The following is a 13,140-nucleotide window of genomic DNA, read 5'->3' as shown; positions in this document are numbered from 1 at the left end:
TGGTACGAGCGCCGGCGAAGACTTGCCCCAACCTTTCTAGATTGTTCGACGATGCCGAGCCGACGCTTCTGGCGGCGTTCTTCGGTAGCAAGATTTTCGAGCGGTTGAACTGGCTCGAACCCTACCGGTTCGACCCTGACGATCCGGACGGTCCGGCATCTGCCCGCGAAATGCTGCGTAAGGAGAACAAGGATCGGCTGGGACCGCTCGAATCCGAGGCGGCGCGGATCGTCAACATTGCGAGAGATCAGGGTGAGTATGTCCTCGACGGTCTCGCAAGGACCAAGCTTGAGCCAGATCGCGCCAGGGAACTCCTTAACCAGCGGGACAGGCTGGCGCGCAGCCTATGGGTTTTTGCCAACGAACACGGACTGTTCGAAGCGGCGGAGAACAGCCTGCACCTGCGTCTCTATCGGCGCTACGACAAGCATTATCAGACTTTCATGGCCGACCCGTCAGTCGAAGGGGGCCCGGACGGCGGCAGCACATTGCTTGAACAGCTTCTCGCCGACCTCAACCAGCGGCTCGATCGCGGCGACGGCTACAGCATCGACAAGTTCGATCTGCCCGAGGACGGCGAGGAGCCGGCCGCAGAGATGTACCTGCTTTACCATCCCGATCCCCCCACGAGCGTTCGGGAGATTGACGACCACGGCAATCGGTCGAGCATCTATTTCCGGCCGCCCGGCGAAGCGATGATTGTCTACACGCCTTCGACCGGTCGAGTGCATGTCCGCGCCGGGAACCGAAAGCTCAGGCACACCATCGCGGAACGCTTCATCGAGACGGCTCTCGATCAAACCTATTCCAACCAGCCCGTCGACTTTCAGGCCTACGATATATCGCAGTTCTTTAAGGGGTTCGACCTGGAGCCGCCGGACTTCGAAGACGCGGTGATCGAGCGCGCGAGGGTGATCCGCGCCGACATCAGCATCGGGAACCTCGCCAATCGCCTCTCGCTGTCCACCACGATCAATCAGGACATCTCTGAAATCATCGATGGCCAGCCAGGCCTCCCGAGGACCTTCGAGCGGGCGGTCGCAATCCGCTTCATCGAAATTGCGGTGCGGTATCGCCGCCCCGGACGAGCCGAGGCGCAAACCCTCGACTTCACGCTTACCGACCGGAACACAAGCAGCCTTCTCAGCCTCGATGACCCCTTTGAACGGGTTCTGGGGCACCGCCTGCTGCGACACTGGAATATCCTTCGTGAGGGCCGCGCGCCAGGCGACAAGGAGAGTATGGCCGTGATGCCCGCATTGCTGGCCATGTGGGACATCGGGGCCGACAAGGTCTCAGGGGCATGGCTCCAAGCGCGTGGAATAGAGCCGGGCCTTCTGACTGACCTCGGCTTTCTGGTGCCCGCCGGCTGGGAAGGCGACGATCTGATCGACGATGAACACGAGATCGGCCCGGTCGACGCCGAGGTGGTTGTTCGGGTCGAGAAAGGCGATGGGGACGAGGAAGCCCGGAAAGAGGCCAGCCTCAAGGTTGTCGAGGGGCAGGCCGCGCCCGGCGGCAACGTTGACCGGTACAGGATCTACCGGGTGCGCGACGGTTGGGTGGAGGAACACCTCAAGACAGGTCTTGAACATGCGCTCGATCATCCTGCCGTCGAAAAGCTGACCGACCATCTTCTCTACCTCGGCATGCTCGCGGTCGATCGCGGAGATGTGCCGGTGTACCTCGTGCGCGGTTTGGATCGGGAAAGGGTCAGGTCGGCCGCCGATACGGAACTTCGGGCACGCCACAACCTCGGGATTGGACTGGTCCTGCAGGCCGGCGACGCGCCTGGTCCTTGCCTTGCAGCCAACGTTCTGACGCCACTCGCCGATCAGATCGACGGTGATCAGCACGAGATCACGCTGGTCGCAGACAAACTCCGGTCGGTTTTCCGACGACACCGCATACTTGCACGAGGTGGCCTGGCGGTCGAGCTCACCCGCGCCGGGGACAACATGGCAACTTTGTTCGTTCCTGGGAAAGGCAGCATCGACATCAATGGCGAACATCGCATCGAGATCATTCAGCGCCTTGTCGACGCACACAACGCTGGCCCGATGCCGATGGCGACCGAAGATCTCGTCAAGGGCGTCGCCGAGGACCAATCCATGTCGAACATCTTCAAGCAGGCGCTCTGGAACAAGCTGAAGGCCGACTTTCTCCGAAGCCCCAAAAAGGGACTGTGGGAAATCGCCACCTGACAGCCGGCTCCGATCCGGCTCCGATCCGGCTCCGATCCGGCTCCGATTGGGGTGTCTGACTAGCTCCGATTCTGCAGGCCAATGGAAAGGCTCACTCGATCAGAGGAGCATTCCAATGCCGACTACCTTTCCCGCGCGCCAGACAGCCATGACGAGCTGGGCCGGCGCCGCGAAGACCAATCCTGCCACCTCCAACCCTGAGTGGCGCTGCACGCGCTGCGACAAGCTGCTCGGCGTCTGCCGCGACGGCCGCATGCACCTGCGGTTCGCACGGGGGCACGAGTATCTCGTGGGCTTCCCGGTTCAGGCCACCTGCCGCGGTTGCGGCACGCTGAACCACGCGACCGCCCCCGCGCGCTGACGCGCATCCACCCAACCCCCTGAAACCGCAGAGACGCACGACGTCCTGACCTGGCCACGAGAAGGCGCTGGACGCCTGGCCGCAAGGCAGGCGTCCAATGTCTTTTGCGTGGCACGAGATCCGTGATCACCTCATGCAGTCTTCATCAACGCTTCGGTTCCAGCACAGTCTGGACATCCTCCGATGCGACCACCCGGCCCTGCAGCGATTTCTCGATCCGGCTGCGGTTCTGGAATACCTGCATCGCGGGCACGACGCGCCAGAATGCAAGAACGACGTCCTGGCCGCGCTGGTCGTCGCCGCGAAGACCCCGTCCCAGACGGCGAAATGTGCACAGACCCTGTTGCTGCTCGCGCTCTGGCCGGGGCTGGATGCTGTCCGGCGGCGGTTGATCTGGCGCTGGAAACGCCCGCCAGGGGATGTCGCGGCGGATGTGATGGCCGCCGCGTGCGATGCGATTGCCACCATGGACCTGTCACGGGTCAACCGGATCGCGGCCACGCTGCTGCGCAATGTCGAGCGCGACATCGGCCGAGCGCTGCGGCGCGACGCAGATCTGCATGAACAGCACGCAGCAGTAGATCCCGAGCAGCTAACCTTTCAGGCGACCACAGACCAGCCCAACCGCGGCGCGGCGCATGTCGCGCGCGAGGTCGAAGGGCTGGTCGGACGCGATGCGGGGCTGGTTCTGGCCGTCGCCTGGGACGAACAGACCCAGTCCGAGGCGGGGGCTGCGCTTGGACTGTCCGAGGCGGTCGCACGCAAGCGATTCCAGCGCGCCACACGCCGTCTGCGCGACGCCCTGCAAGAAATCCCATGACCCGATGTCCCGTTTCCGGCGCTGCGGTGGCTTTTCCCGATCAGACGCCACCGAACGCCCAAACCGAACCGAAAGCCGCCTCCCATGATCAGCAAAGCCGACCCACTGTCTGCAGACCTCAAGCGCATCCCAGGCCTCTATCGCCGCTGGGAGCTGCCGGAAATCCTCAGGAACCAGCGTGCCTACCGCATCGAGAATGCCGGTGCCCATCAGGACGGAACCCCGCTCGTGGCGATCTTTGCCGACGCGCGCAGCGACCATCACGGCTCTCACGACGGGTCTTCCACCGAAACTCCGGAAGCCGCCGCAGCTCCCTCTGGGACGATCTCGCTGCGGCGTGAGTAGAGGCGAGAGGAGGAGATCATGTTCATGGGCACCACCCCCTTTATCACCGTCCGCGCCAGCCGTCCGCTGACCGAGATCGAGTTCTGCGCCTGGGTGGCGCAGGCCGCGCCCGGCGATCGGCTGGAATATCACCGCGGGTATCTCGTGCTGGACACCTATCCGCTGTTCAGCGCGCTCGACGACAAGGCGCGCGGCGAACTCGCCAGACTGGCCGGGCGCGCCTTCTGGGCCGCCGAACAGGGGCTCGTGCATCTCGTGCAGGAGCGCGAGGGCCCCGACCGCTTCGCCTACATCGCCGTCGCGCGCCCGAAACCGAAGGCCGCCGCCGCCTCGCTGTCGGCGCTGCTGCTCGAGGAGCAGGCAGCGTGACCGCCCCCATCCAGACCCCCTTCGCCGATCACGGAGACCCATTCATGCCCTTTCCCGAGAACGCCCCCACGCCGGACGACCTGCCGGCCCTCGACCCGAAGGAAATCGCCGACCTGCCGGTCGAGATGCTGGCGGTGCTGCGGCACGAGATCGACGCACGCCTCAAGCGCGACAAGGCTGCCAAGGCCCGGCTCGATGGCGCCTTGAACCTCCGCTACGCGACGCGCGCCGCCGAGGAGCGGCGCGCCGCAGGCAAGGACACCGGCACGGCCCGGTTCGACGACGGCGACTTCACCGTGGTCGCGGACCTGCCCAAGCGCGTCGAATGGGATCAGGACAAGCTCGCCGCGATGGTCGAGCGCATCCGCGCCGCCGGTGACGATCCGGCCCAGTATGTCGACATCGCCTTCAAGGTGCCGGAGCGCAAATACGCCGCCTGGCCCGACAACATCCGCGCTGAGTTCGAACCCGCGCGGACCGTGAAGACCGGCACGCTCAAGGTCGAGATCGTCCCGCAGGAGGGCGATCGATGACAGCGCTCACCCCCGTTCACGCCCCCGACCTTCCCGGGCTCATCGAACGCGCCGCGACAAAGCTGTCGGGCGCCAAATCCGCCGCCGAGGTGCTCGAAGCCCGTGAAGCGGCGGGGCTTGCCTACGATGTCGCCAAGCGCGCGGCGCGGTTGAAAAGCGCCAAGGTGGCCCATGACGATCTGATCGCCGCCGCCCATCGTGCACAGGCTGACGCGCTCGAGATCGAAGCGGCCGCCAAGCGCAGGCTGGCGGACGAATACGACGCGGCGCAGGCCCGCGGCGAGGTGGCCAGCGCCAGGAGCGATCGTGGCAATCAGTGGACCGTTTCCGACGGGAACGGTGCAGCGTCCGCGGCCAGTCTCGGCCTCAGCCGCAAGTCGATCCATGACGCGCGCCATCTCCGCGACGCCGAAACCGCCGAGCCGGGGCTCGTGCGCCGCACGCTGGATGCGCAGCTGGAGCGCGGCGAAGAACCGACACGCTCCGCCCTGCGCCGCGCGGCGGAAGCGCGGCTCGAACGCTCACTCGACCGGCTGCAGCGTGTGCAGAACAGCGTCCGGCGCCTCGAGGAGACGAAACCGCCGCCACCGACGCCCGAAGAGCGGGCGCGCCAGGTCGCCGTGTTCGGCACGCCGGAGGATCGCGCGATCTGTGGGCGGATCGATGAAATCGTCGAACGTATCGGCGAACAGCCCGCGCCTGCAGAGGCGGTCCGCCGCATCCCGCCGGCCTCGCGCCATGCCGTCGACACGGCGCCGATCCGGCGCGCCGCGGCCTGGCTCAGCGAGTTCAGCAATCTTTTCGAACAGGAGGTCCAGCATGGGACAGATGCGTCTGAATGACGTTGTGGGGGAGATCGTCGGCGCGGTGATCGCCGGCCGGTCGGTCAACAAACGCGAGGCCGCGGTCGCGCGCTGGGACGATATCGATGCCGACGGCCAGTACCTCGCCGGGATCGACGGGGTCGTCGCGCGGATCGATCAGCGCGCCCGCAGCCTGAAGCTCAAGGCGGAAAGGTCATCGACCCCGGCACAGGCGGAACTGCCATTTGAACTGCCCGCCGCCGTGGCCATGGACCTCGAGGGCACCACGCTGGTGGCCACCCGCGATCTCTCGCGCGACCAGTTCGAACGCGCCATCGAGATCCGCCGCCGGCAGATCGCCCATGACAGCGCCGCCCTGCGCGAATGGCGCGAGGCGCTGCGGCAGGCCGACCGGTTCTGGGCCGCGCATCCCGACTGGTGCTTCGGCGACTGTCTCGACGCGATCCTCGCTCAGGCCGGCGCGGCCGCGCGCCCTGCGGAGGTGCCGGCATGACGCTTCCGATCATCACCGCCGACCAGCGGATGGCCGAGCCGCGCGGCATCAAGGGCGTGATCTTCGGCCCGCCCGGCATCGGCAAGACGTCGCTGCTCTGGACGCTCCTGAACTCGACGCTGTTCTACGATCTCGAAGCCGGGGATCTGGCCATCGAGGGGCTGGCTGTCGACGCGATCCGGCCGCGGACCTGGACCGAATGCCGGGATTTCGCGGCGTTCATCGGCGGGCCCAACCCGGCGCTGCGCGCCGATCAGCCCTACAGCCAGGCGCACTACGACGCGGTCTGCGACCGTTTCGGCGATCCGGCCGTGCTCGAGAAATACGACACGGTGTTCATCGACTCGATCACCGTCGCCGGGCGGCTCTGCTTCCAGTGGAGCAAGGGCCAGCCGGAGGCGCACTCCGAGAAGACCGGCAAGCCGGACGTCCGCGGCGCCTACGGGTTGCACGGGCGCGAGATGATCGCCTGGCTCACGCATCTGCAGCACACAAGGGCGAAGAACGTCTGGTTCGTCGGGATCCTCGACGAGAAGCTCGACGACTTCAATCGCAAGGTGTTCCAGCCGCAGATCGACGGCTCCAAGACCGGCCTCGAGCTGCCGGGCATCGTCGATCAGGTCATCACCATGGCCGAGTTCAAGGCCGAGGACGGCAGCCTGCAGCGCGGCTTCGTCTGCCAGACGCTCAACCCCTGGGGCTATCCGGCCAAGGACCGCTCGGGGCGTCTCGACATGGTCGAGGCTCCCCATCTCGGGCGCCTGATGGAGAAGATCCGCCAGCCCGCAACACCCGCCCCCGAGCGGCTGAGCCACGCCGCGCCACCGACGGCGCCGGCCACCCCCTCCGACACCACCGACAGCTGAAAGGACCCCATCCATGTCTCTCTGGAACGATTTCAACGACGCGCAATCGAACGCCAACGTCATCCCCAAGGGCACGCTCGCGAAGGTGCGCCTGACCATCCGCCCCGGCGGCTTCGACGATCCCGCGCAGGGCTGGACCGGCGGCTACGCCAGGCGCGGCGCGACCGGGGCCGTCTATCTCGACGCCGAATACACGGTGCTGGAAGGGCCGTATGCCCGCCGCAAGATCTGGTCGCTGATCGGGCTCTACAGCCCCAAGGGTCCGGACTGGGCCAACATGGGCCGCAGCCTCGTCCGCGGCATGCTGAACTCGGCGCGCGGGATCTCCGACAAGGACACCTCGCCCGAGGCGCAGGCGGCACGGCGCATCGACGGCTTCGCCGATCTCGACGGGCTCGAGTTCGTGGCCCGGATCGACATAGGCACCGATACCAACGGCGAGGACAAGAACGAGATCCGCGCGGCGGTGACGCCGGACCACCGCGATTACGCGCAGATCATGGGCACAGCGCCGGCCATGGCGTCGCAGTCACAGGACCCCGCCCCGCACCAGCATGCGCGGGCGCCGCAGCCACGGCAGCAGCCCGCCCAGCAGGCGCCGTCCGCGCCGGGCATTCCGGGTCGTCCGAGCTGGGCCCAGTGAGGGGTCCGGGCCATGCGATTGCGTCCCCGCCAGAAACTCTTCGTCGAGCGCAGCCTGTCTGCGCTCGGCACCCGCGCCAACACGCTGGGCATCGCGCCCACCGGCGCGGGCAAGACGATCATGCTGTCGGCCGTCACCGGCGAAAGCCTTGGCGACAGCGCCTCCAAGGCTTGCGTCCTGGCGCATCGCGACGAGCTGACCGCGCAGAACCGGGACAAGTTCCGGCGCGTGGTCCCGGGCGTGTCCACCTCCGTCGTCGACGCCACGACCAAATCCTGGGACGGCCAGGTCACCTTCGCCATGGTGCCCACGCTGGCGCGCCAGGCCAACCTGGCGGGGATGCCGACGCTGGACCTGCTGGTGATCGACGAGGCGCATCACGCGGTGGCCGACAGCTACCGTCGCATCGTCGACCGTGTCCGCGAGGCCAATCCCGACGCGCGCGTTTTCGGCGTCACGGCCACGCCGAACCGGGGCGACCGGAAGGGCCTGCGCGAGGTCTTCGACAATGTCGCCGACCAGGTGCGGCTGGGCGAGCTGATCGCATCGGGGCACCTGGTGCCGCCCCGGACCTTCGTCATCGATGTGGGCGTCCGGGACAAACTCGAGGCCGTGCACAGGACGGCGTCGGATTTCGACATGGGCGAGGTGGCCGAGATCATGGACCGCGCGCCGATCACCGACGAGGTTGTGCGCCACTGGCAAGACAAGGCCGCCGACCGCCCCACGGTCGTGTTCTGCTCGACCGTGGCGCACGCGGAGCATGTGGCCGAGGCGTTCAACGCGGCCGGTATCCCCACGGGTCTGATCCACGGCGATCTTCCCGCCGATGCGCGGCGCAATATCCTGGCCGCCTTCGCCCGCGGAGAACTCCGCGTCGTCACCAACGTGGCCGTGCTGACGGAAGGCTGGGACCACCCGCCCACGTCCTGCGTCGTGCTGCTGCGCCCGTCCTCCTACAAGTCCACCATGATCCAGATGGTCGGCCGCGGCCTGCGGACCGTCGACCCCGAGGAGCATCCCGGCGTCGTCAAGACAGACTGCGTGGTGCTGGATTTCGGATCGTCGAGCCTGACCCACGGCACGCTGGAACAGGATGTCGATCTCGACGGCAAGACCGGCAACGGCGAGGCGCCCTCGAAGACCTGTCCGTCCTGCCATGCCGACATTCCGCTGGCCGCCCGCGAATGCCCGATCTGCGGCGAGGCGCTGGTCGAGCCCGAGGACGCGACATCCGATGGAAACCCGAACGGGGCGCTCTCGGACTTCCTGATGACCGAGATCGACCTGCTCGAGCGATCCAGCTTCGCATGGGTCGATCTCTTCGGCACCGAGGATGCGCTGCTGGCCACGGGGTTCACGGCCTGGGGCGGCGTCTTCTGGCTCGACGGGCTCTGGTACGCCATTGGCGGCGAGCGTGGGGGGCAGCCCCGGCTGCTGGGGATAGGTGAGCGCAGCGTCTGTCTCGCGCAGGCCGACGACTGGCTGAACGATCACGAGACCGACGAGAGCGCCTTCAAGAGCAAGGCGTGGCTGACCCAGCCCGCCACGCAGAAGCAGCTGCAATATCTCTCGCCCGCCGCGCGCGGCGACTACGGGCTCACGCGCTACAAGGCCTCGGCGCTGATGACCTTCGGGTTCAACAAGCGCGCCATCCGACAGCTGATCCTGAGCGCGGCACCGCCTGCGCGGGAGGCGGCGTGAGCCATGTCGCGCAAATCCCATCCCCGCCCGCAGAGGCTGCGGATCGACCGGGCTTTGATCGCCTCCGGCATCCGCGCCCGGTGCTCTGCGCCGTCTGTACATCCCGCACGCGCGGTTTCGGCTGGTTCGATCCGCACCGGTCGCGCCGTTCGCCGGGGAAACGGTCGCCCGGACCGTTTCCTGATCCGGCTCACCGCACCCGTCGCTGGTTCTGCTCCATGGGCTGCCAGGCGGCCTTCACCCTCAAAGCCCGGAAAGGATTGAGCATGATCGACTTCACCGAAGAGGAAACCCAGGCGCTGCCCGCCGTCATGCGCGCGCTCGCCCCCGAGATGGAGCGGATCGGGTGGGACCGGCCGTTGGGCCAGCTGACCCAGAACGACATGCACCGGCTGATCGTCATCACGATCGAGGCGTTCCGAATTGAGATGGCCGAGATCGCCGCCGAGTCGGAGATCCCGTTCTGATGCTGGACTATAACCACCGCCCCGGCATCGCCGAGCGCATCAACGCGGCCGTGGACGCGGCACTCGAGGCCGAAAGGGCCGCCACGCCGCCGCGGGACTACCTCGGTGGCTCCCGGCTGGGCCACCCCTGCGAACGGGCGCTGCAGTTCGAGTTCGCGGGCGCGCCCAAGGACGAGGGTCAGGATTTTCGGGGCCGCGTGCTCCGGATCTTCGCCATCGGGCATCAGCTCGAGGATCTCGCCATCCGCTGGCTGCGGGCAGCGGGGCTCGACCTCTACACCCGCAAGGGCAACCGACGCGATGGCGCGCAGTTCGGCTTCTCCGTCGCGGGCGGGCGCATCCGCGGTCATGTCGACGGGATCGTCGCCGACGCCCCGGCAGCGCTGGGGCTGCGCACCCCCGCGCTCTGGGAGTGCAAGACGATGAACGCGAAGAACTGGCGGGCCTGCGTGAAGGACGGCGTCACGGTCTCGAAGCCCGTCTATGCCGCGCAGATCGCGCTGTACCAGGCCTACATGGAAGCGACGGTGCCGGGTATCAGCGCCGCGCCCGCGCTCTTTACCGCGATCAACAAGGACACGGCAGAACTGCACCATGAACTGGTGCCCTTCGATGCCGACCTCGCACAGCGCATGTCCGACCGCGGCGTTCGGATCCTGCGCGCCACCGACGCGGGCGAGCTGCTCCCGCGCATCGCCGCCAGTCGCGACTTCTTCGAATGCCGGTTCTGTCCGTGGGCGGAGCGCTGCTGGGGGCTGTCGGTATGACCGATGCGCCCGAGGACCCGCCGGACACGTCCGCCACGCAGGAGGACCCCGCCATGACCACAGATCACGATGAGAACCCGGCGCCGCCGGAGCCGCCCGCGCCAGGGCCCGAGAACCTCGTCCACTTCAACCCCTGGCGCGACTTCAACGACGCAGCACCGCAGATCGACGTCTTCGGGGACGAGCCGGACCCCGCGCAGATCGCGCAGTTCATGGAGGTGGTCTTCGGCTACTCCGATGGACTGATCCCCGTCCGCAGTTTCATCGACAAGGGTCAGGGCTTCGACGGCCGGCCCCACAACATCTGGATCGAGGCGGATGCAGCCGCGCCTGACAAGATGGTCACCTTCGCAGGCTGGGCCGCGCGTGAGGGCGCAGCGGTCTATGTCATCCCCGGCACGGTCGCGGAGCCCGGACAAGCCAGGGCAGCCGACATCGAGCAGATGCAGACCGTGGTCGTCGATCTCGACACCGGCGACATCGCCGCGGCGCGGGCTCATCTCGAGCGTCACCTCGGCCCGCCCACCATGGTGGTGGAAAGCGGCGGCGTGACGCCCGAGGGTCAGCGCAAGGCCCATGTCTGGTGGAAGCTGACAGAGCCAGCCGAGGGCAGCGACATTGCGCGCGTGACCCGCCTGCGCGGCGACATCGCCGCCAAGGTCGGCGGGGACACGCATTTCCGATCGGCGCACCAGCCCATTCGCGTCGCAGGCTCGGTCTACTACAAGAACTCCCTCAAGACGCTGGTCCGGATCGTCGAACTGAACGCCGATTTCGAACGCGACCTGGACGAGTTCGTCGAGGCCGTGACCGACATGCCGCCCGCGCCGGGCGTGTCCCTGCAGCCCGAATTCACTCATGCCGACAGACCCGCCGTCGACGATGTGCTGGTCACGCCGGTGCGCGAGGGCGCCACTGATGACTGGTCGCGATTCGAGGGGGCCTCGGCCGCCATCGGGCATTTCATCCGCATGGTCCATGAAGGGCGGCTGTCGAAGGAGGCCGGATGGGAAGGCATCTGCGGCTACAACGCGGCGATGCTGCGGCCTGAGTGGCCCGTGGAGCGACTCAAGCGCGAGTCCGAGCGGCTCTGGGCGCTGCATGTGGAGAAGAATGGCCCACCGCTGGTGCGGCTCGACAGCGGCGCGCCGTCGCCGGACGAGTTGCCCGCCTTCAGCCTCGGCGCGCTGCTCGACGATGACAGCCCGATGCCCGAGGACATCATCGGACCGCGCGTGCTGACGCCGGGCGGCCTGCTGGTGCTGGGCGGCGCGCCCAAGGTCGGCAAGAGCGATCTGCTGATCTCCTGGCTCGTGCACATGGCCGCCGGTCAGCCCTTCCTCGGCTTCGCTCCGCCGCGGCCGCTGCGGATCTTCTACCTGCAGGCCGAGATCCAGTACCACTACCTGCGCGAGCGCCTGCGCCAGATCGCACTGCCGCCCGACGTGCTGGACGCGGCGCGCGACACGTTCGTGGCCACCCCGAAACTGAAGCTGCTGCTCGACGACGAGGGCAGCGTGCGCGCCGCCGGTGCGATCCAGACAGCCTTCCCCGACACCCCGCCGGACATTCTCTGCATCGATCCCATCCGCAATCTCTTCGACGGCGGACCCGAAGGCGGCGGCGAGAACGACAACACCGCCATGATGTTCTTCCTCAAGGACCGGGTGGAGGCGCTGCGCGACCATATCGATCCCGAATGCGGGGTGATCCTGGTCCATCACACGCGCAAGCTCTCCAAGCACCAGGTCAAGGAGGACCCGTTCCTCGCGCTGTCGGGCGCCAGCGCGCTCCGGGGCTTCTACACCACCGGCCTGATCCTCCACCGGCCCGACGAAGAGGCCAGCGAGCGCCGGCTGGAGATCGAGCTGCGCAACGGGCCCGCGCTCGCACCGAAACTCATCGACAAGCGCTGCGGCGAATGGGTCGAGATAAACCCGCTGAACGAGCGGCTGGTCCGTCAGGACGTCGGCGCGAAGCACGATGCCGAGCGGATCAGAAAGGGCGACGTGATCCTCGCCCTGTTGTTCGAGGAGGCGGCCGAGGGACGGCTCTATACATCGACGCAGTTCGGCGAGGCGTTCGAGAACACCGCCGGGCTGGGCAGCAAGTACACGATCCGCGACCGGCTCGCGGTGCTCACCACCAAGGGGCACGTGAAGTTCCGCCGCGACGGGACCGCCTTCGGGCATGCGGTCGTGCGCTCCCGGTTCGGCTATCTCTGCGTCGAGGGCATGCGTTTCGGCCGCGAGACGCAGGTCGATCCGGAGACCGGCGAGGTCCTCGGAGAAGGCATCCCGGTGCTGCCCAGCCACTACAAATGCCCCCAATCCGGGGTCTGCCTCGACGTCGAGAACCCGGCGATCTGGGTCTATCCGGAGGGCGTCGATGACTGACTTCGTCCTCCCGAAAATCCTGTTTGTCCTGAGGACGAAGTTGTTCGTCCTCGTCCATTGTTTGTCCTCCCTCAATGAAATCAATGACTTGCAGAGGACGAGGACAAACAGACACGTCCTCTTTGTTCGTCCTCCGAGACGGGCGAAAGTATCTCTAAAACAATTGGTTACGCCATCCGGAGGACTAACAATGAACCCCCCCATACTCCGTATGGGGGGCCACCCGAGGGTGTGGCCCCCCATCCCATACGGAGCGGGGTATCCGCGCGGGACTGTCCCAGCACCCTCGCCACGCACCGATCCGACGACGGCGGCCCCGTACCGCCAAGCACCAGACCGCCGTCGTCT

The 13,140-nt window shown here is 67.2% G+C and carries 14 protein-coding genes; all 14 read left to right on the top strand.

Features of this window, described 5'->3' with window-relative positions; translation table 11 throughout:
• On the top strand, nucleotides 1-2,204 hold a 2,204-nt coding region (locus AB6A66_RS17250; protein WP_371056866.1), incomplete at its 5' end, for a hypothetical protein.
• A gap of 115 nt (nucleotides 2,205-2,319) precedes the next feature.
• On the top strand, nucleotides 2,320-2,565 hold the full coding sequence (locus AB6A66_RS17245) for a hypothetical protein (RefSeq protein WP_371056865.1): 246 nt from the start codon (nucleotides 2,320-2,322) through the stop codon (nucleotides 2,563-2,565).
• Between the two features lie 97 nt (nucleotides 2,566-2,662).
• Nucleotides 2,663-3,385 (top strand): sigma-70 family RNA polymerase sigma factor, encoded by a 723-nt coding sequence (locus tag AB6A66_RS17240; RefSeq protein ID WP_371056864.1) that lies wholly within the window; start codon nucleotides 2,663-2,665, stop codon nucleotides 3,383-3,385.
• 84 nt (nucleotides 3,386-3,469) lie between these two features.
• On the top strand, nucleotides 3,470-3,730 hold the full coding sequence (locus tag AB6A66_RS17235; protein WP_371056863.1) for a hypothetical protein: 261 nt from the start codon (nucleotides 3,470-3,472) through the stop codon (nucleotides 3,728-3,730).
• An 18-nt stretch (nucleotides 3,731-3,748) separates the two neighbouring features.
• Nucleotides 3,749-4,099, top strand: coding sequence for a hypothetical protein (locus AB6A66_RS17230; protein ID WP_371056862.1), 351 nt, complete (start codon nucleotides 3,749-3,751; stop codon nucleotides 4,097-4,099).
• A complete protein-coding gene (locus AB6A66_RS17225; protein ID WP_371056861.1) occupies nucleotides 4,096-4,632 on the top strand; it encodes a hypothetical protein in 537 nt (178 codons plus the stop codon). The genes AB6A66_RS17230 and AB6A66_RS17225 overlap by 4 nt, the downstream gene beginning before the upstream one ends.
• 89 nt (nucleotides 4,633-4,721) lie before the next feature.
• Nucleotides 4,722-5,474: a hypothetical protein gene (locus AB6A66_RS17220; RefSeq protein WP_371056860.1), complete on the top strand. Its 753-nt coding sequence runs from the start codon at nucleotides 4,722-4,724 to the stop codon at nucleotides 5,472-5,474.
• Nucleotides 5,452-5,949 (top strand): hypothetical protein, encoded by a 498-nt coding sequence (locus AB6A66_RS17215; protein ID WP_371056859.1) that lies wholly within the window; start codon nucleotides 5,452-5,454, stop codon nucleotides 5,947-5,949. The genes AB6A66_RS17220 and AB6A66_RS17215 overlap by 23 nt, the downstream gene beginning before the upstream one ends.
• Nucleotides 5,946-6,815, top strand: a complete 870-nt coding sequence (locus AB6A66_RS17210) for an ATP-binding protein (RefSeq protein WP_371056858.1) — start codon at nucleotides 5,946-5,948, stop codon at nucleotides 6,813-6,815. Before AB6A66_RS17215 ends, AB6A66_RS17210 begins: the two co-directional genes overlap by 4 nt.
• A gap of 13 nt (nucleotides 6,816-6,828) precedes the next feature.
• On the top strand, nucleotides 6,829-7,458 hold the full coding sequence (locus tag AB6A66_RS17205) for a hypothetical protein (protein WP_371056857.1): 630 nt from the start codon (nucleotides 6,829-6,831) through the stop codon (nucleotides 7,456-7,458).
• A 12-nt stretch (nucleotides 7,459-7,470) separates the two neighbouring features.
• Nucleotides 7,471-9,162: a DEAD/DEAH box helicase family protein gene (locus AB6A66_RS17200; RefSeq protein WP_371056856.1), complete on the top strand. Its 1,692-nt coding sequence runs from the start codon at nucleotides 7,471-7,473 to the stop codon at nucleotides 9,160-9,162.
• A 266-nt stretch (nucleotides 9,163-9,428) separates the two neighbouring features.
• Nucleotides 9,429-9,629, top strand: coding sequence for a DUF6511 domain-containing protein (locus AB6A66_RS17195; protein WP_371056855.1), 201 nt, complete (start codon nucleotides 9,429-9,431; stop codon nucleotides 9,627-9,629).
• Nucleotides 9,629-10,396, top strand: a complete 768-nt coding sequence (locus AB6A66_RS17190; RefSeq protein WP_371056854.1) for a PD-(D/E)XK nuclease family protein — start codon at nucleotides 9,629-9,631, stop codon at nucleotides 10,394-10,396. Before AB6A66_RS17195 ends, AB6A66_RS17190 begins: the two co-directional genes overlap by 1 nt.
• Before the next feature lie 53 nt (nucleotides 10,397-10,449).
• Nucleotides 10,450-12,792 carry an AAA family ATPase gene (locus AB6A66_RS17185; RefSeq protein WP_371056853.1) on the top strand — a complete coding sequence of 781 codons (2,343 nt, stop codon included), beginning with the start codon at nucleotides 10,450-10,452 and terminating at the stop codon, nucleotides 12,790-12,792.
• The last annotated feature ends 348 nt before the right edge of the window (nucleotides 12,793-13,140 follow it).

Origin of the sequence: Rhodosalinus sp. K401, from assembly GCF_041365735.1 — a bacterium.
Taxonomy (GTDB): domain Bacteria; phylum Pseudomonadota; class Alphaproteobacteria; order Rhodobacterales; family Rhodobacteraceae; genus Rhodosalinus.
This window is presented reverse-complemented; position numbering and strand designations above follow the sequence as displayed.

Excerpts from the sequence above, each read along its gene's own strand:
- AB6A66_RS17245 (WP_371056865.1), top strand. The coding sequence starts at position 2,320 with ATGCCGACTACCTTTCCCGCGCGCCAGACAGCCATGACGAGCTGGGCC.
- AB6A66_RS17240 (WP_371056864.1), top strand. The coding sequence starts at position 2,663 with ATGTCTTTTGCGTGGCACGAGATCCGTGATCACCTCATGCAGTCTTCA.
- AB6A66_RS17235 (WP_371056863.1), top strand. The coding sequence starts at position 3,470 with ATGATCAGCAAAGCCGACCCACTGTCTGCAGACCTCAAGCGCATCCCA.
- AB6A66_RS17230 (WP_371056862.1), top strand. The coding sequence starts at position 3,749 with ATGTTCATGGGCACCACCCCCTTTATCACCGTCCGCGCCAGCCGTCCG.
- AB6A66_RS17215 (WP_371056859.1), top strand. The coding sequence starts at position 5,452 with ATGGGACAGATGCGTCTGAATGACGTTGTGGGGGAGATCGTCGGCGCG.
- AB6A66_RS17210 (WP_371056858.1), top strand. The coding sequence starts at position 5,946 with ATGACGCTTCCGATCATCACCGCCGACCAGCGGATGGCCGAGCCGCGC.
- AB6A66_RS17205 (WP_371056857.1), top strand. The coding sequence starts at position 6,829 with ATGTCTCTCTGGAACGATTTCAACGACGCGCAATCGAACGCCAACGTC.
- AB6A66_RS17200 (WP_371056856.1), top strand. The coding sequence starts at position 7,471 with ATGCGATTGCGTCCCCGCCAGAAACTCTTCGTCGAGCGCAGCCTGTCT.
- AB6A66_RS17195 (WP_371056855.1), top strand. The coding sequence starts at position 9,429 with ATGATCGACTTCACCGAAGAGGAAACCCAGGCGCTGCCCGCCGTCATG.
- AB6A66_RS17190 (WP_371056854.1), top strand. The coding sequence starts at position 9,629 with ATGCTGGACTATAACCACCGCCCCGGCATCGCCGAGCGCATCAACGCG.
- AB6A66_RS17185 (WP_371056853.1), top strand. The coding sequence starts at position 10,450 with ATGACCACAGATCACGATGAGAACCCGGCGCCGCCGGAGCCGCCCGCG.